General features: G+C 65.1%; 23 protein-coding genes, 1 tRNA gene and 1 pseudogene. 10 read left to right on the forward strand and 15 right to left on the reverse strand.

What is annotated here, in order from left to right; genetic code table 11:
• Nucleotides 1-181: 181 nt before the first annotated feature.
• The 4 genes from ACQ66H_RS05635 to ACQ66H_RS05650 form a co-directional block, all read right to left on the reverse strand.
• Nucleotides 182-886, reverse strand: coding sequence for a PEP-CTERM sorting domain-containing protein (locus ACQ66H_RS05635; protein WP_430433161.1), 705 nt, complete (start codon nucleotides 884-886; stop codon nucleotides 182-184).
• Between the two features lie 314 nt (nucleotides 887-1,200).
• Nucleotides 1,201-1,716 carry a response regulator gene (locus ACQ66H_RS05640; protein WP_430433162.1) on the reverse strand — a complete coding sequence of 172 codons (516 nt, stop codon included), beginning with the start codon at nucleotides 1,714-1,716 and terminating at the stop codon, nucleotides 1,201-1,203.
• Nucleotides 1,713-2,351, reverse strand: a complete 639-nt coding sequence (locus ACQ66H_RS05645; protein ID WP_430433163.1) for a response regulator — start codon at nucleotides 2,349-2,351, stop codon at nucleotides 1,713-1,715. The genes ACQ66H_RS05640 and ACQ66H_RS05645 overlap by 4 nt, the downstream gene beginning before the upstream one ends.
• A 40-nt stretch (nucleotides 2,352-2,391) precedes the next feature.
• Nucleotides 2,392-2,553, reverse strand: coding sequence for a DUF1328 domain-containing protein (locus ACQ66H_RS05650; RefSeq protein ID WP_024300587.1), 162 nt, complete (start codon nucleotides 2,551-2,553; stop codon nucleotides 2,392-2,394).
• A 122-nt stretch (nucleotides 2,554-2,675) separates the two neighbouring features.
• On the opposite strand from ACQ66H_RS05650, the gene ACQ66H_RS05655 reads away from it, so the two are divergent.
• Complete coding sequence (locus ACQ66H_RS05655; RefSeq protein ID WP_430433165.1) at nucleotides 2,676-4,133, forward strand: sensor histidine kinase; 1,458 nt, start codon at nucleotides 2,676-2,678, stop codon at nucleotides 4,131-4,133.
• Nucleotides 4,134-4,157: 24 nt separating this feature from the next.
• Here ACQ66H_RS05655 and proB read toward each other — a convergent pair whose 3' ends face one another.
• From proB to rplU, 4 genes are all read right to left on the reverse strand, one after another.
• A complete protein-coding gene (gene proB / locus ACQ66H_RS05660; protein WP_430433167.1) occupies nucleotides 4,158-5,273 on the reverse strand; it encodes a glutamate 5-kinase in 1,116 nt (371 codons plus the stop codon).
• Nucleotides 5,257-6,348 (reverse strand): Obg family GTPase CgtA, encoded by a 1,092-nt coding sequence (gene cgtA / locus ACQ66H_RS05665; protein ID WP_430433169.1) that lies wholly within the window; start codon nucleotides 6,346-6,348, stop codon nucleotides 5,257-5,259. The genes proB and cgtA overlap by 17 nt, the downstream gene beginning before the upstream one ends.
• A 124-nt stretch (nucleotides 6,349-6,472) precedes the next feature.
• Nucleotides 6,473-6,736, reverse strand: a complete 264-nt coding sequence (gene rpmA, locus ACQ66H_RS05670; RefSeq protein WP_008057943.1) for a 50S ribosomal protein L27 — start codon at nucleotides 6,734-6,736, stop codon at nucleotides 6,473-6,475.
• Between the two features lie 52 nt (nucleotides 6,737-6,788).
• Entirely contained in the window at nucleotides 6,789-7,100 is a 312-nt protein-coding gene (gene rplU / locus ACQ66H_RS05675) for a 50S ribosomal protein L21 (RefSeq protein ID WP_019919226.1), read from the reverse strand.
• Nucleotides 7,101-7,251: 151 nt separating this feature from the next.
• On the opposite strand from rplU, the gene ACQ66H_RS05680 reads away from it, so the two are divergent.
• From ACQ66H_RS05680 to ACQ66H_RS05715, 8 genes and pseudogenes are all read left to right on the forward strand, one after another.
• Nucleotides 7,252-8,214, forward strand: a complete 963-nt coding sequence (locus ACQ66H_RS05680; RefSeq protein ID WP_430435599.1) for a polyprenyl synthetase family protein — start codon at nucleotides 7,252-7,254, stop codon at nucleotides 8,212-8,214.
• A 68-nt stretch (nucleotides 8,215-8,282) separates the two neighbouring features.
• A tRNA-Pro gene (locus ACQ66H_RS05685) sits at nucleotides 8,283-8,359 on the forward strand.
• 111 nt (nucleotides 8,360-8,470) lie between these two features.
• Entirely contained in the window at nucleotides 8,471-8,701 is a 231-nt protein-coding gene (locus ACQ66H_RS05690; protein WP_430433170.1) for a PP0621 family protein, read from the forward strand.
• Nucleotides 8,679-10,301 (forward strand): sensor histidine kinase, encoded by a 1,623-nt coding sequence (locus ACQ66H_RS05695; RefSeq protein ID WP_430433171.1) that lies wholly within the window; start codon nucleotides 8,679-8,681, stop codon nucleotides 10,299-10,301. Before ACQ66H_RS05690 ends, ACQ66H_RS05695 begins: the two co-directional genes overlap by 23 nt.
• Nucleotides 10,271-11,620 carry a sigma-54-dependent transcriptional regulator gene (locus ACQ66H_RS05700; RefSeq protein ID WP_430433172.1) on the forward strand — a complete coding sequence of 450 codons (1,350 nt, stop codon included), beginning with the start codon at nucleotides 10,271-10,273 and terminating at the stop codon, nucleotides 11,618-11,620. The genes ACQ66H_RS05695 and ACQ66H_RS05700 overlap by 31 nt, the downstream gene beginning before the upstream one ends.
• Nucleotides 11,621-11,743: 123 nt before the next feature.
• The gene (ampD, locus tag ACQ66H_RS05705) at nucleotides 11,744-12,298 is read left to right on the forward strand and encodes a 1,6-anhydro-N-acetylmuramyl-L-alanine amidase AmpD (RefSeq protein WP_430433173.1); all 555 of its coding nucleotides are present in this window, start codon (nucleotides 11,744-11,746) and stop codon (nucleotides 12,296-12,298) included.
• Between the two features lie 259 nt (nucleotides 12,299-12,557).
• Entirely contained in the window at nucleotides 12,558-15,419 is a 2,862-nt protein-coding gene (locus tag ACQ66H_RS05710; RefSeq protein WP_430433174.1) for a ribonucleoside-diphosphate reductase subunit alpha, read from the forward strand.
• 142 nt (nucleotides 15,420-15,561) lie between these two features.
• A pseudogene (locus ACQ66H_RS05715) lies at nucleotides 15,562-16,727 on the forward strand (ribonucleotide-diphosphate reductase subunit beta).
• Between the two features lie 158 nt (nucleotides 16,728-16,885).
• On the opposite strand, the gene ACQ66H_RS05720 reads toward ACQ66H_RS05715, so the two are convergent.
• The 7 genes from ACQ66H_RS05720 to ACQ66H_RS05750 form a co-directional block, all read right to left on the reverse strand.
• Entirely contained in the window at nucleotides 16,886-17,326 is a 441-nt protein-coding gene (locus ACQ66H_RS05720) for a DUF2846 domain-containing protein (protein ID WP_430433175.1), read from the reverse strand.
• Complete coding sequence (locus tag ACQ66H_RS05725) at nucleotides 17,326-17,709, reverse strand: hypothetical protein (RefSeq protein ID WP_430433176.1); 384 nt, start codon at nucleotides 17,707-17,709, stop codon at nucleotides 17,326-17,328. The genes ACQ66H_RS05720 and ACQ66H_RS05725 overlap by 1 nt, the downstream gene beginning before the upstream one ends.
• 241 nt (nucleotides 17,710-17,950) lie before the next feature.
• Nucleotides 17,951-18,319 (reverse strand): DUF2442 domain-containing protein, encoded by a 369-nt coding sequence (locus ACQ66H_RS05730; RefSeq protein WP_430433177.1) that lies wholly within the window; start codon nucleotides 18,317-18,319, stop codon nucleotides 17,951-17,953.
• Between the two features lie 52 nt (nucleotides 18,320-18,371).
• Entirely contained in the window at nucleotides 18,372-18,770 is a 399-nt protein-coding gene (locus tag ACQ66H_RS05735; protein WP_257097283.1) for a type II toxin-antitoxin system VapC family toxin, read from the reverse strand.
• Entirely contained in the window at nucleotides 18,767-19,000 is a 234-nt protein-coding gene (locus ACQ66H_RS05740; protein WP_019919201.1) for a type II toxin-antitoxin system Phd/YefM family antitoxin, read from the reverse strand. Before ACQ66H_RS05740 ends, ACQ66H_RS05735 begins: the two co-directional genes overlap by 4 nt.
• A gap of 22 nt (nucleotides 19,001-19,022) precedes the next feature.
• Entirely contained in the window at nucleotides 19,023-19,235 is a 213-nt protein-coding gene (locus tag ACQ66H_RS05745; RefSeq protein ID WP_430433178.1) for a hypothetical protein, read from the reverse strand.
• On the reverse strand, nucleotides 19,222-19,443 hold the full coding sequence (locus ACQ66H_RS05750; protein ID WP_430433179.1) for a FitA-like ribbon-helix-helix domain-containing protein: 222 nt from the start codon (nucleotides 19,441-19,443) through the stop codon (nucleotides 19,222-19,224). Before ACQ66H_RS05750 ends, ACQ66H_RS05745 begins: the two co-directional genes overlap by 14 nt.
• A 138-nt stretch (nucleotides 19,444-19,581) precedes the next feature.
• Here ACQ66H_RS05750 and ACQ66H_RS05755 point away from each other — a divergent pair, with 138 nt between their 5' ends.
• The gene (locus ACQ66H_RS05755) at nucleotides 19,582-19,866 is read left to right on the forward strand and encodes a CopG family ribbon-helix-helix protein (RefSeq protein ID WP_430433180.1); all 285 of its coding nucleotides are present in this window, start codon (nucleotides 19,582-19,584) and stop codon (nucleotides 19,864-19,866) included.
• Nucleotides 19,867-19,873: the final 7 nt, after the last annotated feature.

A 19,873-nucleotide genomic window follows, 5' to 3' on the forward strand; every position in this document is an offset into this window, starting at 1 on the left:
TCCGGACTGCGCAAAGGCGCCAATCGGGAGCAGTGCCGGGCCGGAGGCCAACAGCAGGATTGCGCGGCCCGAACGCGGTCGCGAGCAGGAGGAAATCATGTGCGGGAGAGAGGGCAGAAAGGCGGCGAGGTGGGGGCCTCGCCACCTTCCGGGTGGCCGGAGTGTCGGTTGACGGACCTCGTCAGATCGCCCGGCGGCGACGCGCGACGGCGCCGATCAGGGTCAGGCCGGCCAGCAGCAGGCCGCAGGTTTCCGGCTCGGGCACCGCCGCGGTGATGGTCTGCGACAGCGGGTATCCGCTCATCGTGCCCTCGGCGCCGTATCCAGCCACGCTGGTGCCGGTCATGCACACGGCGCCCATCATGCCGCCGGCTGCGCAGTCGGCGTAGGCCAGCTTGTTGATCTGCGCCTGGGTCAGTGCAGCGAGCGGATCATCCGGAATGAAGATGAGTGCGTAGGCATTGCCCGGATTGGTGCGGGTGGCGGGAAAGCCGTAGTGGACGCCGCCGGCAGCGATACCCGACGCAGGCGACCAGCCATTGCCGCCGGCGCCGGTCCAGAAGGTGTTGGTGCTGGCGTTCCTGAACGCGGCGGCGAAGGTGCCGCCGAGCGCCGCGTCGTACCACGACACCAGCTGATGATCGAGCGACAGCCAGTTCATTCCGCCGCCCATCATGCCGGTCATCGATTCGCTCAACTGGCCTTGCAGGTTCGTGACCGTGCGCGTCGTGGCGTCGTAGTCGAAGCTGCCGGTGAAAATGGTGTTGTTCGGCTGCGTGTCGGGCTCGTACCAGGTGGTGACCACGTCGTAGCTGCTTGCGGCGTGGGCGACGGTCATGCCGGCCGACAGCGCGAGCGCGACGCCGAAATTCAGAAAGCGGTTCATGCATCTCGTCCTCGTAGATGCCTGCAGTCGAGGCGAATGCAGGCGGATTTCAGGCGACGAGGGTCGCTCAGGCGTCGCAACGTGGACCTCGTGAGGTCACGCGCGTCGCCTCAGCTACGCAACGTCCGGGACGGGATTGTGCTGCATCGAAACCGCGGAATTTCAGGGTGCGACACTATGCCGCAGCGTGTCCGTCAACGCGGGAGGGTGATGACTTTTGCATGAGATCGCGCGCGGAGACGTACGGCGGGATGCTTACGAAATTCGCAGCTGCGGCTGTCGTTAATCTTCTGGGGTGGGGGCGCGAAGAGCGCTCAGCGCAGGCCTTCGAGCAGTTCGGCGACGCGTTCGAACTCGCTCGATTTGTCGAGGAAGTGATGAGCGCCCAGCGCCAGACTGCGCGCGCGCATGGCCGCGGTATTGCTGTTGGTCAGCACGATGGCGAGCAGATCCGGATGGTTCAGCTTCAGGTGCTGCAAGACGCCGAAACCGCTGCCCTCGCGCAACTGCAGGTTGACCACCACCGCATCGAAGCGGCCGACACGCAAGGCAGTCAGCGCGTCGGCTTCGGTATCGACCTCGCCACAGACGACGATGCCCTCGCTGTCCTCGAGCAATGACACCAGATGCTTGCGGATCAGCAGCGAGTCCTCGACCAGCAGCACGCGCAGCGGGCGCGAACGGGCGAGCGGAGGAGTGGCGGGCGACGGATGCGGTTGCACGGCTCTGTGCGCTTCGTAGTCGGTGGGGCGATAGGGATTGGATTGCGCGCCAAGTATCTCACCACCTTGCGGCGCCGGATGTAGGTGCGAGCCGACAGACGTACTCATTCGATCAAACCATTCTTCAGCGCGTAGTAGGTCAGTTCCGCATTGCTCTTCAGGTTCAGCTTGGTGAGCAGACGGCTGCGGTAGGTGCTGACGCTCTTCACGCTGATGAACAGTTCGTCGGCAATTTCGGTGACCGACTTGCCGGTCGCCAGCTTGTGCAGCACCTGGAACTCGCGTTCCGACAGCTGCTGGTGCGCCGGGGCGTCGGCGTCGCCGCTCAGGCGCTGCGTCAGAAGGTCGGCAACGGTGTCGCTCACGTAGCGGCGACCGCGCAGTACGGTGCGGATGGCGGTCAGGATGTCGTCCACGTCGGCATCCTTGCGGATGTAGCCGTTGGCACCGGCGCGCAGCATGTTCAGCGCGTACTGTTCCTCGGCGTAGGCACTGATGATGAGCACCGGCAGATCGGCGCGGTGCGTACGCAGCAGGCGCAGCGTGTCCATGCCGTCGCGGTCGGGCATCGAAATGTCGAGCAGCAGCACGTCGAAGTCCTGCTGGCGCAGCAGGGTGAGCGTTTCGGCGCTGGTCAACGCTTCGGCGCCGACTTCGAGGTCGGCTTCGGCATTGATCAGCTGGCGCAGGCCGTTGCGCACGATCTGGTGGTCGTCAGCGAGCAGTACGCGTTTCTTTTGCATGATGGCGTGGTCGTCGTGGAAGCTGAGCGGATTATCCGCCTCAGCGCTTGAACAGTCCCACCACGAAGGAGGCGATTGTCAGCGCGAGGAATACGAAGAACAGGATCTTGGCGATGCCGGCCGCGCTTGCGGCGAGGCCGCCGAAGCCGAACAATGCCGCGATCAGCGCAACGATGAAGAAGATAAGGGCATAGTGAAGCATGACAGCCTCCTTGATGAACAGGAACAGGGCCGGCACGGCCGGCGTTGCCAGCGTGCGTGATCGAATCCTAGGCGGGGCGGCCGATTCAGGCTGTCGTCCGCGCCATGGCGGGGGCGTCGGACATGTCTGACGCGGAACGCTCGGTGAAGGCGGCAGCGCGGCATCGCGCCATTGTCGAAGGATTGTCGCGCGCGGCGCGCAAGGCCGGTTCCGCGACCGACGGCGCGGAACGGCTGACCGACAGCGTGCTGATGCGGCTGGCGCGCTTCCGCTGGGGGGCGCTGCTGGTGGTGCTGATCGGCGTGGCTTTCGCCGCGGTGTCCGAGACCACCTTCCAGGGAATGCAGCGCGAACGCGAGGAAATCGACGCTTCGCGCCTGTCGCTGGCGGCGCTGAACAATCTGGTCTACGACAATGCGCAGGGGATGGCCACGGAGGCACGCTACACCGAGGAGCCGTCGCCCGATCATCTGGCGCAGCATCTGGCGACGGTGCAGCGTCTCGCCGAGGCGGGTACCCACGTGCTCGGCTGGGCAGCCCGTCGGGGCATAGACGAAGAGCGCGTCGCCGTCGTCAAGCGCCTGACCGCAGCGGAATCCGAGGAGCTGAAACGGCTGCGGGCGCTGCCGCAGGACGCGAGCCCAGTCGAGGTGATGGACGCCTTCCTGCCGCCGGTGGTCGATCAGAACGAACTGCGCGAAGCACTCGAACCGCTGGTGCGCACCGAGCGCGCCTATCTCGAAGAGCAGATGACGCTGCTCGGTGAGGAAATCGAACGCCAGCGTGCGGCGGCCATCGTCGTCATCGCCATTGGCGTGCTGATGCTCATCCTGCTGTTGCGTGCCTATGCGATGCGCAGCCAGGCCGAAGCGCAGATCGCCGACCGCCTGCGTGCGGCGCGCGACGAGCTCGACGCGCTGGTGCGGGTGCGCACCGAAGAGCTGTCGGAACTGGCCAGCCACCTGCAGACCGAGGCCGAGCGGCAGAAGTCCGCGCTGGCGCGCGAACTGCACGACGAACTGGGGTCCATCCTGACCGCCAGCCGGATGGAGGCGTCGATGCTGCTGCGCCGGGCGCGCAAGCAGGACAGTCCGGACGTCGAGTCGCTGTCGCGCATCTGCGACATCCTGGAGCAGGGCGTGCAGATCAAGCGGCGCGTGATCGAAGGTCTGGTACCGACCGTGCTGACCCATCTGGGACTGTTGCCTGCGCTCGAATCGCTGGCTGAAGAGACGCGCGCTTCAGCGCCGTTCACGGTCAACCTGGAACTGCGGGATGCGCTGGAGCTGGATCGGGACAGGGCGATCGCGATCTACCGTGTCGCGCAGGAAGCGCTGACGAACATCAGGAAGCACGCGCAGGCGACCGAAGTGCGCATCGCGTTGACGGTCGATGGGCCGACCGTCCGGCTCGAAATCCGCGACAACGGCGTCGGCATCGCCGCCACGGCGCGCGGCAAGACCGGTTCGCACGGCCTGCTCGGCATGAAATATCGCGCCGATGCGCTGGGCGGCCGCTTTGCCATCGGTCCGGCACCGGAGCGTGGCACCTTGCTGGAATTCGCCCTGCCGCTGGCGTGAAACTGACGCACCCGGCCGGGTGCGTCAGGCGAGAACCATATTGTCGCGGTGTATCAGTTCGGGTTCGTCAACGTAACCGAGCAAAGCCTCGATGTCGGCCGACGGGCGACGCGCTATGCGCCGGGTTTCCGACGCCGAGTAATTGATCAGGCCGCGCGCCAGTTCGCGCCCGGTGCTGTCGCGGCAGGCGACGACCGCGCCGCGTTCGAACTGCCCCTGCACCTCGGTCACGCCGATCGGCAGCAGGCTGCGACCTTCGCCGAGCGCCTTCACGGCGCCTTCGTCCAATATCAGCGTACCGGCCAGCTGCAGATGATCGGCCAGCCACTGCTTGCGCGCAGCCAGCGGCGTGTTGCCCGCCTTCAGGAAGGAGCCGAGCGCTTCGCCGCGCACCAGACGCAGCAGCACGTCCGGCTCGCGGCCGCTGGCGATCACCGTGTCGGCACCGCTGCGCGCGGCACGGCGTGCTGCACGCACCTTGGTGATCATGCCGCCGCGCGAAATGCCGGTGCCGGCGCCGCCGGCCATCGACTCGAAGCGCGGGTCGTCGGCTTCGCCTTCGCTGATCAGCGTGGCGGACGGATCCTTGCGCGGGTCGGCGGTGTAAAGACCGTTCTGATCCGTCAGTATGACCAGGCAGTCGGCTTCGGTCAGATTGGCGACCAGCGCACCCAGCGTGTCGTTGTCGCCGAACTTTATTTCTTCGTAGACGACGGTGTCGTTCTCGTTGATCACCGGCACCACGCCCAACTCCATCAGCGTCAACAGGGTGGAGCGGGCATTCAGGTAGCGTGTGCGATCGGCCAGGTCTTCGTGCGTCAGCAGGATCTGCGCGCTGGCCAGCCCGTACTGCGAGAAGGCGCCTTCGTAGGCTTGGGCCAGACCCATCTGGCCGACGGCAGCAGCAGCCTGCAGTTCGTGCATCGCGCTGGGTCGGGTGCTCCAGCCCAGGCGCTGCATGCCGGCCGCGATGGCGCCAGACGATACCAGCAGCACTTCGCGCCCTTCGGCGCGCAGTGCGGCGATCTGGCGCGCCCATTCCTGCAGTGCGCCGAGGTCCAGCCCGGCGCCGTTATTGGTGACCAGCGCGCTGCCGACCTTGACGATCAGCCGCTTCGCATTCTCAAGGCGCGTTCTCATCGCCCGCTCCATCGCCGGCCTCGCCAGCGTCCAGATTGCGCACGTCCGGCTCCGGTTCGGGCGGCGGACGGGTCGCTTCCACGTGATCCATGATGGCGTAGCACAGACCGTCACAGCCCTGGCGTGTCATCGCCGAAATGCTGAACGCACGCTCGGCGCCGAAGGCCTCGACGAAATCTCGCACACGCTGTTCGCGCTCTTCCTCGGGAATCAGGTCGATCTTGTTCAGCACCAGCCAGCGCGGCTTCTGGTACAGCGATTCATCGTAGCGACGGAGTTCCTCGACGATGGCGCGCGCGTCGTGCAGCGGATCGGCTTCCGGATCGAAGGGGGCCAGATCGACCAGATGCAGCAACAGGCGGGTGCGTTGCAGATGGCGCAGGAACTGGTGACCGAGACCGGCGCCCTCGGCTGCACCTTCGATCAGGCCCGGAATGTCGGCGATGACGAAGCTGCGCGAGTCGTCAACCCGCACGACGCCGAGGTTGGGCGCCAGCGTGGTGAAGGGGTAATCGGCGACCTTGGGGCGCGCGGCGGACACGGCCCGGATGAAGGTGGACTTGCCTGCATTCGGCATGCCCAGCAGGCCGACGTCGGCCAGCACCTTCAGTTCGAGCTTCAGTTCGCGTCGCTCGCCGGCTTCGCCCGGCGTGGTCTGGCGCGGCGCGCGGTTGGTACTCGACTTGAAATGCAGGTTGCCCAGACCGCCGCGGCCGCCCTTGGCGATCAGCGCGCGGGCGCCGTCGTGGTCGAGGTCGGCGATCACTTCGCCGGTTGCCAGATCGGTGATCGTGGTGCCGACCGGCATGCGCAGTTCGCGGTCGTCGCCGCCCTTGCCGTAGCAGTCGGAGCCGCGACCGTTCTCGCCGCTTGCGGCGCGGAACATGCGCGTATAGCGGAAATCGATCAGCGTATTCAGGTTGCGGTCGGCGACTGCCCAGATGCTGCCGCCGCGGCCGCCGTCGCCGCCGTCCGGACCGCCGAACGGAATGAATTTTTCGCGGCGGAACGAGGCCGAGCCATTGCCGCCATCGCCGGCGATGACCTCTATCTTCGCTTCGTCAAAGAATTTCATTTCGCTTCACGCGTGCCTGGAGTGACTGGAATATCGAATGCTTGCTTGGTGCCGTCGCGTGCGCAGGCGGCAGAAACAAAAAGCCCTGCCTCGCGGGCAGGGCTTCGGTTCAGGCGAGCCGGAATCAGGCTGCAGCCGGAACGATGGTGACCACGCGACGGCGGTTTGCACCCTTGACGACGAACTGCACAACGCCGTCAATCTTGGCGAACAGCGTGTGGTCCTTGCCCATGCCGACGTTGTCGCCGGGGTGGAACTCGGTGCCGCGCTGACGCACGATGATGCTGCCTGCCGAAATCAGCTGACCGCCATAGCTCTTGACGCCAAGGCGTTTCGATTCTGAGTCGCGGCCGTTACGCGTACTGCCGCCGCCTTTTTTGTGTGCCATTTGATGCTCTCCTGGATACGCTCAGCCACGCTCAGCGCATTTTTCAACATTCTCAGCCGTTGATGGCTTCGATGCGCAGTTCGGTGTAGTTCTGACGATGACCTTGATGCTTCTGGTAGTGCTTGCGACGGCGCATCTTGAAAATCGTCACTTTCTTGTGGCGCCCTTGAGTGAGCACCGTTGCACGAACGCTGGCACCGGCAACCAGGGGCGCACCGATCTTGACCGATTCGCCCTCACCGACCATCAGAATCTGGTCGATCACGATTTCCGAGCCCACATCCGCAGGTATCTGTTCTACCTTGATTTTTTCGCCAGCGGCAACGCGATACTGCTTGCCACCGGTTTTTATGACCGCGTACATGTGTAACCCCAATAAGGTTTAAGGGAATCCACAACTATATCCGAGACGCTGGCTTTTTGTCAAAGGCTGCGAAACATCAACGGCTTGACGGGTTTTCGCGCGCTGCTACCATCCGCGTTTTTCCGCGTCCGGCAGCACTTCCTTGTCTTCAATGAACCGTCTTTACAGCCTGATTGCGGACGACATGCGCGCGCTGGATGGCGTCATCCGCGAGCGCCTGCACTCGGACGTCGTGCTGGTGCGCCAGGTGGCCGAGTACATCATCGGTGCCGGCGGCAAGCGGCTGCGTCCTGCACTGGTGCTGCTGACCTCGGGCGCCTGCGGCTATTCGGGGGCGCATCGCACCGAACTGGCCGCCGTGGTCGAGTTCATCCATACCGCGACGCTGCTGCACGACGACGTAGTGGATGAATCTGAACTGCGCCGTGGCGCCAAGACCGCCAACGCACTGTTCGGCAACGCGGCCTCGGTTCTGGTCGGTGACTTCCTCTACTCGCGCGCCTTCCAGATGATGGTGTCGGTCGGCAGCATGCGCGTGCAGGCTGTGCTGGCCGAGGCGACCAACATCATCGCCGAGGGCGAGGTGCTGCAGTTGCTGAACTGCCACGATGCCGACGTTGACGAAGACCGCTATCTGCAGGTCATCCGCTACAAGACCGCCAAGCTGTTCGAGGCGGCCAGCCGCCTCGGCGCCATGCTGGCCGGTGTCGATGCCGACGTCGAAGAACGTTTCGCACGTTTCGGCATGCACTTGGGCACAGCCTTCCAGCTGGTCGATGACATCCTCGACTACTCGGGCGACGAAGGTTCGATCGGCAAAAACCTCGGTGACGACCTGGCCGAGGGCAAGCCCACGCTGCCGCTGATCCACGTGATGAAGAATGGGACGCCGGAGCAGGTTGCCGTCGTCCGGCATGCCATCGAGGAGGGCGGACGCGATGACTGGGCCGATGTGCTGAAGGCGGTGGTGGACAGCGGCGCGCTCGAGATCGCCCGCGTCCGCGCGAGGGAGGAAGCCGAATTGGCTCGTGCGGAACTGGCGGGGCTGCCGGCGAATGAATACCTGCAGAGCCTGCTCGATCTCGCAACGTTTGCAGTCGAGAGAAAGTTCTAGTAAAGTGCGCGCCTCGTTGCTTACGGCAACGGGCACGACGAGCTGCCTCGGTAGTTTGCTGTGAGGTTCGGGGAATAGCTCAGCCTGGTAGAGCACTGCGTTCGGGACGCAGGGGCCGGAGGTTCGAATCCTCTTTCCCCGACCAAGAATCCCGCGAAAAAGCCACCCCCGGGGTGGCTTTTTTGTTTTCTGCGCCGGCTGCCCGGCCAAGCTGGTACGCTGCTTTTCCTCCGCATTCCGCCTGCCGTCGCCCGAGATGTCCCGCATCCTGTTTTTTGCGCTCCTGGCCTTCCTGGCCTGGCTGTGGTTCTTCAAGAAGCCTGCGCGCTCCAAGTCCGACAAGAACAAACCTGCCGAGCCGGTGGCCGAGCGCATCGTGCAGTGCGCCGAGTGCGGTCTGCGCCTTCCCGAGGGCGAGGCCGTGTTCACCGATGCGCAATACTTCTGCTGCCCCGAGCATCGCGATGCTCACAACGGCCGGGTCTGACGCCGCCGCCGCCGCCGCGCTGCCGGCGGCGCGGGTGAGTTCGCTGCGCTACTTCAATCTGTATCGTCTGCTGATCGCCTCGGTGCTGGTCGCGCTGGTGTTCGGCGTGCCCGGCGAAATCAGCTTTGCCGATTACCGCGGCGCGCTGTTCGCCAGCGCCGCGCGCGGCTACTGGGTGTTCGCCGTCTGCGTCATGCTCGGCGCCGACCGCCTGCTGCCGACCGACGACGCGCGGCTCACTGCAGGCGTGCTCGCCGACATCTTCTTCCTCACGCTGCTCACCTATGCTGGCGGCGGACTCAGCACCGGTCTGCCCTTCATGCACGTGGTCGTGCTGGCCTTCGCGGCACTGGTCGGGCAGGGCAGGCTGGCGGTGTTCTACGCCGCGGTGGCCAGCCTGGCCATGCTGTTCCAGCAGGCGATGCAGTGGGTCACGCTGGGTTCCGACGCCGGTGGCTTCGTGCATGTCGGTTCGATCAGCATCGGCTTCTTCGCCACCGCGATCGCGGTGCGCCTGCTGGCGCGGCGCGTCATCGCCAACGAGTCGCTGGCGCGCGAGCGGGGGCGCGACCTGGCCGAGCAGGTGCGGCTGAACGAGCGGGTGATCCGCGACATGGATGACGGTGTCCTGGTGGTCAACACGCTCGGCCACGTGCGGCAGGCCAATCCGCAGGCGCGTCGTCTGCTCGACCCGCTGATGCCGCGCCCGGTCATGCTGGCTGACTATTCGCCCGCGCTCGCCGCGGCGATGGCGGCGCAGGCCGACCCCGACCGCGAGCGCGTGTTCGTGCTGGACCTGCCGTCGCGACCGGCCGCGCTGCGCGTACGCTGCGTGCCGGCCGGCGGTGCCGGCGGGCATCTGGTGTTCATCGAAGATCTGGCGCGGCTGCGCGAACAGGCGCGGCAGATCAAGCTCGCTGCGCTGGGTCGGCTGACTGCCAGCATGGCGCACGAGATCCGCAATCCGCTGGCCGCCATCAGCCAGGCGGCCGAACTGCTGCAGGAGGAGCGGCGCGCCGAAACCCAGGCGCGGCTCACCCGCATCATCGGCGACAACGCGCAGCGGCTGGACCGCATGGTCAGCGACGTGCTGGAGCTCGGGCGCCGCGACCGCGCCGAGCCGGAACTGCTCGAACTGGGCGCCTATGTGCGCACCTTCGTCGACGAGTTCGCGATGCGCGAGCCCGGCGTGCGTGCCCGCGTGCACATCGAAACCGGGGTGCCGGCGCGCATCTGGTTCGATCGCGGCCATCTGCATCAGGTGCTGTGGAACCTGCTCGGCAATGCGCTGCGCTTCGCCGGCCCGGACGACGGCGCGGTGCGCCTGACGGTCAGCGCGACCGAGGACGCCACGCTGCTCGACATCGTCAACAACGGCCCCGGCGTGTCCGACAGCGCGCGCGCGCACCTGTTCGAACCTTTCTTCACCACGCACAGCCGCGGTACCGGGCTCGGCCTCTACATCGCGCGCGAACTCAGCGACGCCAACGGGGCCGCGCTCGACTTCGTGGATAATTCGCCGGGTGCGCACTTTCGCCTGCGCGGCCTGAACAGGAGCTTGGACGAATCATGGAACGGCGGCGGACTGAGCGGGAACTGAAGGTGCTGGTCGTCAACGACGAAGACGACCTGCGCGAACTGCTCGACATGTCGCTGGCGCGCATGGGCCTGCACGCCTCGCTCGCCGGTTCGGTCGGCGAAGCGCGCGAACTGCTGGGCAAGGAACGCTTCGCGCTGTGCCTGACCGACATGCGTCTGCCCGATGGCGAAGGCATGGAGCTGGTGCGCCACATCGCCGAACACCACCGCGACCTGCCGGTGGCCGTCATCACCGCCTTCGGCAGCATGGACAACGCGGTCGCGGCACTGAAGGCAGGCGCCTTCGACTACCTCGCCAAACCTGTATCGATCGAGCAGTTGCGCGCACTGGTGCGTTCGGCGCTCGACCTGCCGTCGCGCGGCGGCGAGGCGCGACCGGCCGGCACCGACGCGCTGGTCGGCGACGCGCCGGCCATGACGCAGGTGCGCGAAACCATCGCCAAGCTCGCCCGCAGTGGCGCACCGGTGCATATCCACGGTGAATCCGGCAGCGGCAAGGAACGCGCGGCGCGGCTGATACACGAGCTGGGTGCGCGGCGCGAAGGGCCTTTCGTCGCGGTCAATTGCGGCGCCATTCCGGAGAACCTGGTCGAGTCCGAGTTCTTCGGTTATGCGAAAGGCGCTTTCACCGGCGCCGACGCAGACCGCGAGGGCTATTTCCAGGCGGCGCGCGGCGGTACGCTGTTCCTCGACGAAGTGGGCGACCTGCCGCTGGCGATGCAGGTGAAGCTGCTGCGCGCGATACAGGAGAAATCGGTGCGTCGCGTCGGTGCACGCACCGAGGAGGCGACCGACGTGCGCCTGATCAGCGCCACCCACCGCAATCTGCGGCAGATGGTGGACGAGGGCCGTTTCCGCCAGGATCTTTTCTACCGGCTCAACGTGCTCGAACTGCGCATGCCCAGCCTGCGCGAGTGCCGCGAATCCATCCCGCAACTGGCGCAGACCCTGCTCGAACGCATCGCCGCCGCCGACGGCAAGAAGCCCGAACTGACGCGTGCGGCGGTCGATGCGCTGTGCGCCTATCCCTTCCCCGGAAATGTCCGCGAACTGGAGAACGTGCTCGAGCGCGCCTACGCGCTCAGCTCGGGAGAGCGCATCGACGCCGCCGACCTCGGCCTGATGCCGGTCAACGACGAGTTGCCCGACATGCCGGCCGGCGAACTGCCGCTGCAGGACTACCTCGACCGCATGGAGCGCGCCGCCATCGAGGACGCGCTGCGCAAGACGCGCTACAACCGCACCGCCGCCGCCCGCCTGCTCGGCGTCACCTTCCGCTCGCTGCGCTACCGGCTGCAGCGGCTGGGCATCAATGACTGAGTGCGGCGGCCACCTTCGTCAGGATGTGGGGCGCCTTGTCGTGAGCAAGCGCGCTCCCGCACGCAGCCGGCCCCGACGTGGGAGCGAGCTTGCTCGCGATCTGCCTCTGCCTGGCCACACCCGATGACGACCGATTTCCACATCGACGCCGAAGGCTGGTGCCTGGCCGCCCGCCGCATCGAATCGCCGAATTCCGACCCGCGCCCCGAGGGCGAGCCGGTGTCGCTGGTGGTCATGCACTGCATCAGTCTGCCGCCGGGCGAATTCGGCGGCCCCTATATAGAAGACCTCTTCCTGAACCGGCTCGACCCGGCGGCCCACCCGTACTTCGTTGACGTCGCGCCGTTGCGCGTGTCGGCGCATTTCGTGGTGCGGCGCAGCGGAGAGCTGCTGCAGTTCGTGCCCACCACGCGTCGGGCCTGGCATGCCGGGCGGTCGAGCTGGGGCGGGCGGGAGGGCTGCAACGACTTCTCGGTCGGCATAGAGCTTGAAGGCTGCAACGTGCTGCCCTTCGAGGATGCCCAATACCGGTGCGCCGCAGCGCTGATTGACGCGCTGCGCAAACGGCATCCGGTGGCCGACGTGGTAGGTCATTCGGATATCGCGCCGGGAAGAAAGACCGATCCCGGTGCCTGCTTCGACTGGAAACGCTTGCCCGGCGTCACCCGGCCGGACTGATTGCCGCCATACCGGCGTTTGCGCCGGATTCCTCTCCGCCAGCCCTTGTCCGGTGCCAATCCCCTGTGCGCCGAAGGGTGATTTTCGGGCCGCCGCAGCCCGGCCTAGCAGAAAAATCGCGCTTGCGGGTGCCGGATTGGCTCACTAGAATTAGTAGCTCATCGAGCTTCAACCACTACCTATAGTGGTCAGTTAGCGAAATCCCATCAAAAACCGCTTCTCCGTCGCGCTCGCGACGGCCTTACAGGGAGACGTCCGCATGCAATTGACCGCCGAACACGCCAGCACCCGTCCGCAGTCCCCCAGCCCCGACCAGATCAGCATCGACGAGCTGCCGAACACGGCGGCGCTGCACGCCGACTACAAGGTGATCCGCCGCAACGGTGCGGTGGTGAATTTCGAGCCGGCCAAGATTTCGATCGCGGTGACCAAGGCTTTTCTGGCGGTGAATGGCGGGCAGGGTGCCGCGTCGGCGCGCGTGCGCGAACAGGTCGCCGGCATCACCAGCCAGGTGGTGCAGGCGCTGGTGCGTCGCCAGCCGCACGGCGGCACCTTCCACATCGAGGACATCCAGGACCAGGTCGAACTGGCGCTGATGCGCTCGGCCGAGCACGACGTGGCCCGCGCCTATGTGCTGTACCGCGAGAAGCGTGCCGCCGAGCGTGCGCAGAAGCAGCACGCGGTTGAAGCAGCGGCTGACCAGCCGGTGCTGCACGTGGTCAACGGCAACCGTCGCATGCCGCTGGACCACGCCGCGCTGCGCGGTCTGATCGAAGCCTCGTGCGAGGCGCTGGGCGACGTGGTGTCGGTCAACGCCATCCTGAACGCCACGCTGTCGAACCTGTACGACGGCGTACCGGTCGAGGAAGTGCGCAAGTCGGCCATCATGGCCGCCCGCTCGCTGCTGGAGCAGGACCCGGCCTACGGCTACGTCACCGCCCGCCTGCTGCTGCACACGGTCCGCGCCGAAGTGCTGGGTGAGGAAACTTCGCAGGCAGAGATGGCCACCGCCTACGCCGAATACTTCCCGCGCTACATCAAGCTGGGCATCGAAGCCGAACTGCTCGATTCCAAGCTGGCCCAGTTCGACCTCGCCAAGCTCGGCGCCGCGCTGGACCACCGCAACGACCTGCGCTTCAACTACCTCGGCCTGCAGACGCTGTACGACCGCTACTTCCTGCACATCCGCGACCGCCGCATCGAACTGCCGCAGATCTTCTTCATGCGCGTGGCCATGGGTCTGGCGCTGAACGAAATCAACCGTGAAGAGCGCGCGATCGAGTTCTACAAGCTGCTGTCCAGTTTCGACTTCATGAGCTCGACGCCGACGCTGTTCAACAGCGGCACGCTGCGTCCGCAGCTGTCGTCCTGCTACCTCACCACGGTGGCCGACGATCTCGACGGCATTTTCGAGGCGATCAAGGAAAACGCGCTGCTGGCCAAGTTCGCCGGCGGTCTGGGCAACGACTGGACGCCGGTGCGCGCGCTGGGCTCGCACATCAAGGGCACCAACGGCAAATCGCAGGGCGTCGTGCCCTTCCTGAAGGTGGTCAATGACACCGCGGTCGCGGTGAACCAGGGCGGCAAGCGCAAGGGCGCGGTGTGCGCCTATCTGGAAAGCTGGCACCTCGACATCGAGGAATTCCTCGACCTGCGCAAGAACACCGGCGACGACCGCCGTCGCACGCACGACATGAACACGGCGAACTGGATTCCCGACCTGTTCATGCGCCGCGTGATGGAAAACGGCGAATGGACGTTGTTCTCGCCGGCCGACTGCCCGGACCTGCACGACCTGTACGGCAGCGCCTTCGAGCAGGCCTACACCCGCTACGAAGAGAAGGCCGCGCGCGGCGAAATCCGTCTGTTCAAGAAGACGCAGGCGGTCGCGCTGTGGCGCAAGATGCTGTCGATGCTGTTCGAAACCGGCCACCCGTGGATCACCTTCAAGGACCCGTGCAACCTGCGTTCGCCGCAGCAGCATGTCGGTGTCGTGCATAGCTCGAACCTCTGCACCGAAATCACGCTGAACACCTCGGACACCGAAATCGCCGTGTGCAACCTCGGCTCGGTGAACCTGGTCGCCCACCTGAAGGACGACGGCAAGGGCGGCAAGGCGCTGGACCACGACAAGCTGCGCAAGACCATCCGCACCGCGATGCGCATGCTCGACAACGTCATCGACATCAACTACTACTCGGTCGGCAAGGCGCGCAACGCCAACCTGAAGCACCGCCCGGTCGGCATGGGCCTGATGGGCTTCCAGGAAGCGCTGCACGAACTGCGCACGCCGTACGCCTCCGACGCGGCGGTCGAGTTCGCCGACCGCTCGATGGAAGCGGTGGCCTACTACGCCTACTGGGCGTCAACCGAACTGGCCGAAGAGCGCGGCCGCTACTCCAGCTACAAGGGCAGCCTGTGGGACCGCGGCATCCTGCCGCACGACTCGCTGGACATCCTGGCCGAGCAGCGCGGCGGCTACCTCGAAGTCAACCGCTCGGTCACGATGGACTGGGACGCGCTGCGCAACCGCATCGCCAACTACGGCATGCGCAACTCGAACTGCCTGGCGATCGCGCCGACCGCCACCATTTCGAACATCATCGGCGTCGATGCCAGCATCGAGCCGACCTACCAGAACCTGTTCGTCAAATCGAACCTGTCGGGCGAATTCACCGTGGTGAACGAGCACCTGGTGCGCGACCTGAAGAAGCTGGGTCTGTGGGACGAAGTGATGGTCGCCGACCTGAAGTATTTCGACGGCTCGCTGTCGCGCATCGACCGCATCCCGGCCGACATCCGCGCGCTCTACGCCACCGCCTTCGAAGTCGAGCCGAAGTGGCTGGTCGAAGCCGCGTCGCGCCGCCAGAAGTGGATCGACCAGGCGCAGAGCCTGAACATCTACATGGCCGGCGCCTCGGGCAAGAAGCTGGACGAAACCTACAAGCTCGCCTGGCTGCGCGGCCTGAAGACCACCTACTACCTGCGCGCCATGGGCGCCACCCACGCCGAGAAATCTACCGGCCGCGGCGGCGAACTGAACGCGGTGCCCAGCCAGTCCGAAGAGCCGGCGCCCAAGTTCTGCGCCATCGACGATCCCACCTGCGAAGCCTGCCAATAAGCACGTCCCGCCCGTGCCTGCGTCGCAGGCGCGGGCGAGGGGCTGGGGGCCAGGGGCTAGCGGAGCCTGCTCCGTGCATCGCCCCAACTGACTAAAGCAATACCCGGCGCGCAGCGCGCGCCGACTGAAGGAGAAAACAACAATGCTGAGTTTCGAAGACGACCTGCCGATGACCGCGCCGCAACCCGGTCTGGCGCTGCGCACGCCCGCATCGCGTCCGTTCGAACCCGATTCGCGCGAACTGCCGATGTCGCCGCCGGCCACGCCGGCCGCCCAGGGCGACGCGCGCATGCGCCGCATCCGCGCCGAAGACAAGCGCGTCATCAACGGCGGCACCGACGTGAACCAGCTCGTGCCCTTCAAGTACAAGTGGGCCTGGGAAAAGTACCTCGCCGGCTGCGCCAACCACTGGATGCCGCAGGAAGTGAACATGCAGCGCGACATCGAACTGTGGAAGTCGCCGAACGGCCTGACCGAAGACGAGCGCCGTCTGGTCAAGCGCAACCTCGGCTTCTTCGTCACCGCCGATTCGCTGGCCGCCAACAACATCGTGCTCGGCACCTACCGCCACATCACCGCGCCCGAGTGCCGCCAGTACCTGCTGCGCCAGGCCTTTGAGGAGGCCATCCACACCCACGCCTACCAGTACATCGTCGAGTCGCTCGGCCTGGACGAAGGCGAGGTGTTCAACGCCTATCACGAAGTGCAGTCCATCCGTGACAAGGACGAGTTCCTCATCCCCTTCATCGACGTGCTGACCGACCCGGCCTTCAAGACCGGCACGCCCGAAGCCGACCAGCAACTGCTGAAGAGCCTCATCGTGTTCGCCTGCCTGATGGAAGGCCTGTTCTTCTACGTCGGCTTCGTGCAGATCCTCGCACTGGGCCGCCAGAACAAGATGACCGGCGCCGCCGAGCAGTACCAGTACATCCTGCGCGACGAGTCCATGCACTGCAATTTCGGCATCGACCTGATCAACCAGATCAAGCTCGAAAACCCGCACCTGTGAACCCGGAATTCCGCGAAGAACTGAAGGCGCTCTTCCGCAAGGCCGTCGAGCTGGAATACCGCTACGCCGAAGACACCATGCCGCGCGGCGTGCTCGGCCTGAACTCGAACATGTTCAAGGAATACCTGCGCTTCATCGCCAACCGCCGCGCGCAGCAGATCGGTCTGGACGTGCTGTACCCGGGCGCGGAAAACCCCTTCCCGTGGATGAGCGAAATGATCGATCTGAAGAAGGAACGCAACTTCTTCGAAACCCGGGTGATTGAATATCAGACGGGTGGGGCGTTGAGTTGGGATTGATGGTGGTCGGTGCCCGCTCGCGGGACTGATTCATCTGCACGGTCTGCGGACCGGCAAAGAAAAGGGACGCCAGCGGGCGCCCCTTTTCTTTGCCCCATTCTGCTTGCTGTTGCGCAGATAGACCTACGGATTAACAGTCCGCAGACGTGACCCGACACCTACTTCCCTTTCGCCTGTCCGATGAAGCTGGTGTCAGGGATTTCCTTCTCGCAGGTTTCGGGTGTCGCCATCTCGGGATAGACGCGATACACCACTACGCCAAGTCCAACCGATAGTCGCACGCACTTCTCTTCGTTCGCGCCGAGTGCGAAAGTCAGCTTTTTGTCGACCTCGGTTGACAGCACGACCTCATAGTTGTCGGCCGGCACGTCCATATAGAAGAACCCGCCCGGCTGAGCGCTACCGACAACCTTTCCGTTGAGTTTCACATCTGGCTGTATGCCAGAGCCGAATACATTCGCCGTCCGATAGAACAGGATGCGCCCCTTGCCGTCTCCCAGTGCTGGCATGGAGGGTCTGACCTCCGTGTAGCGCGGACCGGACGCGCAACCTGCCAGCACTGCGGTGGCAACGGCAATCATTTGAAACGTGCTGCGCATTACTCGTACTCCTTCCAGAGAGTTGGGTTTTGATCGGGAGATATCGGCGAAAACGCGCGTTCCACGGGCAGATAGAATCCGACGAGTCGTCCTGATTTCACGACGAGGTAGGCTTCGTGGACATGCGCACCTTCTACGGAAAATGTGCTTCCGCTCGACGCGTATACGCTCCCCTCAGAAACAACGCCGACCTGTCGCCAGCGCGAACCGGAGGCAAGTACTCGCGTGTAACCGGTGCCCAGACGAACTTCGATTTCGCGGTCAACGCTGCGCACCGACGCAACCTCGATTGCTGGCTGGAATCGGGCGGGCTGGCGGGGTACTTCAGATGCGCACGCCGCGAGCGTGAGAAGCGAAATGGCTAAACAGCCGTGCATGCGCATGCCGTTTCCGGTGGTACGGGGGAAAATCATAAAATGCCAGGTGGATCAATCAGAACAGCCGTGGAGTTTAGCAGCTGCAGATGAGATTATTGCTTTCAGCTACTGAGTGCCGGGCCACTGGATCGAACTTGCACAGACGCCGCCCGCCGATCGATCTCGCGCAAGGCGCGGTCGGGAGGGTCATCGGTTTCAGGTGTTGCCGGACGAAGCCCTCGCCTCGGACGGCGTGCCTACTCAGGGGTTAAAAGGGGACAGACCACAATTTATTCGCCCGAATCTGTTCATACATCCAGGCGGGGTCCATGTCTGCTCCGTTGGGCCAGATCACGGCGCCGAGATTCAGGCGGGCCTGATCGAAACAGGTCTTGTCCTTGAGCGCTTCGAAGATGCCGCATTCCCTGGCCGTCAGAATCGCCGAGAAATCCGCGATGCCCTGGGTGTCATCCATGAAGGTGACGGCCAAGCAGAAATCGGGCAGCACCGAAACCGCCTTGATCCGCAATGGTGCTGCGGGGATCACTCCAGTGGTTTGATCCGCTTCGGGTGTTGTCTGGATTGACACAGCGTCCAGTCCTCCATCAGTTCGGAGCGCAGGCGCGGTCAGTTCCACGGCAGCCCCGGTCTGCCGCTACAAATCGAGCACCCGGGGGGCTCAAGTCTTTTCACCAGATCGCCCGCACATGCGGGTAGCTCCTGATCTTTTCGTCGGCGCTGACCAGCGGTGCGGCGAACTTGCGCGCGGTGGCGACGATGATGCGGTCGGCCGGGTCCTTGTGGAAGTCGCCCGGCAGTTGCACGCTCTTCACGGCGATTTCACTGTCCACCGGCACCATCTGTACCGCGTCGATCCGGCTCAGGGTGTCGAGCCAGGATGCGACGTCCATCGACAGCGCGACGCGCCCGCGCTCGACGAGCATGGCCAGTTCCCATGCCGACATGCTTGAAACGAGGATCTGGCCGCCGTCCATCTCGGCGTCGATGGCGGACGCTGCGGCGGCGGACAATTGCGCGCGTTCGCCATTGGCCCACCACAGCAGTGCGTGGGTATCGAGCACGATCACCGCGCGGCGTCCCAGTCGTCTTCTCCCACCGGTTCGGTCGGCCGGTCATACCGCAGCACCGAGCCGCGCAGGATGTCCAGTGGCGAGCGCTCCCGCTGTGTGAAGCGACGTACTTCCAGCCGCGGTTCGCCGCGGTCGGTCACGATGAGGGGTTCGCCGCTGCGTTCCACGTCGCGGAAGTATTCGAGCGCGCGCGCCTTGAACTGCGATTTGGACACTTCGGTACTCATATCGGGCCTCTTCTGAGCATGGTCACGGAACTATGGTCATGGTAGGTGCGAATCGGATGTCAAACAAGTCGCTGCGGCCGCGGAGGTTTTCCAGACCGCGTCGCAGTTCTCCCATGGTCTGGACGGCCGGATGGATGTGCTGCGCATCCAGCGCGGCGAAGAAGGCAAGGACGCCAGCGTTGGCCCGTGCGCCCTTGCGCAGCTCGCTGATCACATTGGTGTCAAGCAGGTACATCAGCCTGCCGGCCGTTGAAGTCGTCGTCGGTGCCGACGTCGGGCATGGCGGCAAGCACGTCTTTCAGGCTGCGCCTTGCGGGGCGGGGGAGGGCGGCGCGCAGGATTTCGCGATGTTCCGCTTCGGCGCTGCGTCCATGCGCCGCCGCTTCCTTCAAGGCCTGGATGATGGCGGGGGCAACGTTCCGGACGATGAGATTGCTGGCCATGGTCGAGTTTCTTCGGGTGATCGCAGTGCGTGCCGTTTGGCTTCTCCTGCAACCATTGCAAGCGGTCGTTCGTCACCCGTCGCGGCGTCCGATCTTGTCGGGCGTTACGATGGTTCCTGGCTCGCTACTGGAATCTGGATGATGAGCAGCACGATCACGCTGGCGCTTTCCGATGAACTGAAAGCCCGAATCGCTGCGGTGGCGCAGCAGTCGGGCAAGAGCGAACACGCTTTTATGGTCGAGGCGCTTGAACTGCAGACCGCAGTGGCCGAACGTCGCACAGCCTTCGTAGCCGATGCGCTGCTGGCGCGCGAAGAGGTGGCGCGTTGCGGACGGGTGGTGGATGCCGATGAGGCGTTCGATTATCTGCAGACGCGTGCTGCGGGTAGCCATGCCCGCAAGCCCGACCCTTCGTCGATCTGAACGCGGG

The organism is Methyloversatilis sp., from assembly GCF_965284615.1.
Taxonomy (GTDB): Bacteria; Pseudomonadota; Gammaproteobacteria; order Burkholderiales; family Rhodocyclaceae; genus Methyloversatilis.

Coding starts and splice junctions, on each gene's coding strand:
- ACQ66H_RS05635 (WP_430433161.1), bottom strand. CDS start 886: ATGAACCGCTTTCTGAATTTCGGCGTCGCGCTCGCGCTGTCGGCCGGC.
- ACQ66H_RS05640 (WP_430433162.1), bottom strand. CDS start 1,716: ATGAGTACGTCTGTCGGCTCGCACCTACATCCGGCGCCGCAAGGTGGT.
- ACQ66H_RS05645 (WP_430433163.1), bottom strand. CDS start 2,351: ATGCAAAAGAAACGCGTACTGCTCGCTGACGACCACCAGATCGTGCGC.
- ACQ66H_RS05650 (WP_024300587.1), bottom strand. CDS start 2,553: ATGCTTCACTATGCCCTTATCTTCTTCATCGTTGCGCTGATCGCGGCA.
- ACQ66H_RS05655 (WP_430433165.1), top strand. CDS start 2,676: ATGTCTGACGCGGAACGCTCGGTGAAGGCGGCAGCGCGGCATCGCGCC.
- proB (WP_430433167.1), bottom strand. CDS start 5,273: ATGAGAACGCGCCTTGAGAATGCGAAGCGGCTGATCGTCAAGGTCGGC.
- cgtA (WP_430433169.1), bottom strand. CDS start 6,348: ATGAAATTCTTTGACGAAGCGAAGATAGAGGTCATCGCCGGCGATGGC.
- rpmA (WP_008057943.1), bottom strand. CDS start 6,736: ATGGCACACAAAAAAGGCGGCGGCAGTACGCGTAACGGCCGCGACTCA.
- rplU (WP_019919226.1), bottom strand. CDS start 7,100: ATGTACGCGGTCATAAAAACCGGTGGCAAGCAGTATCGCGTTGCCGCT.
- ACQ66H_RS05680 (WP_430435599.1), top strand. CDS start 7,252: ATGAACCGTCTTTACAGCCTGATTGCGGACGACATGCGCGCGCTGGAT.
- ACQ66H_RS05690 (WP_430433170.1), top strand. CDS start 8,471: ATGTCCCGCATCCTGTTTTTTGCGCTCCTGGCCTTCCTGGCCTGGCTG.
- ACQ66H_RS05695 (WP_430433171.1), top strand. CDS start 8,679: ATGCTCACAACGGCCGGGTCTGACGCCGCCGCCGCCGCCGCGCTGCCG.
- ACQ66H_RS05700 (WP_430433172.1), top strand. CDS start 10,271: ATGGAACGGCGGCGGACTGAGCGGGAACTGAAGGTGCTGGTCGTCAAC.
- ampD (WP_430433173.1), top strand. CDS start 11,744: ATGACGACCGATTTCCACATCGACGCCGAAGGCTGGTGCCTGGCCGCC.
- ACQ66H_RS05710 (WP_430433174.1), top strand. CDS start 12,558: ATGCAATTGACCGCCGAACACGCCAGCACCCGTCCGCAGTCCCCCAGC.
- ACQ66H_RS05720 (WP_430433175.1), bottom strand. CDS start 17,326: ATGCGCAGCACGTTTCAAATGATTGCCGTTGCCACCGCAGTGCTGGCA.
- ACQ66H_RS05725 (WP_430433176.1), bottom strand. CDS start 17,709: ATGCGCATGCACGGCTGTTTAGCCATTTCGCTTCTCACGCTCGCGGCG.
- ACQ66H_RS05740 (WP_019919201.1), bottom strand. CDS start 19,000: ATGAGTACCGAAGTGTCCAAATCGCAGTTCAAGGCGCGCGCGCTCGAA.
- ACQ66H_RS05745 (WP_430433178.1), bottom strand. CDS start 19,235: ATGTACCTGCTTGACACCAATGTGATCAGCGAGCTGCGCAAGGGCGCA.
- ACQ66H_RS05750 (WP_430433179.1), bottom strand. CDS start 19,443: ATGGCCAGCAATCTCATCGTCCGGAACGTTGCCCCCGCCATCATCCAG.
- ACQ66H_RS05755 (WP_430433180.1), top strand. CDS start 19,582: ATGATGAGCAGCACGATCACGCTGGCGCTTTCCGATGAACTGAAAGCC.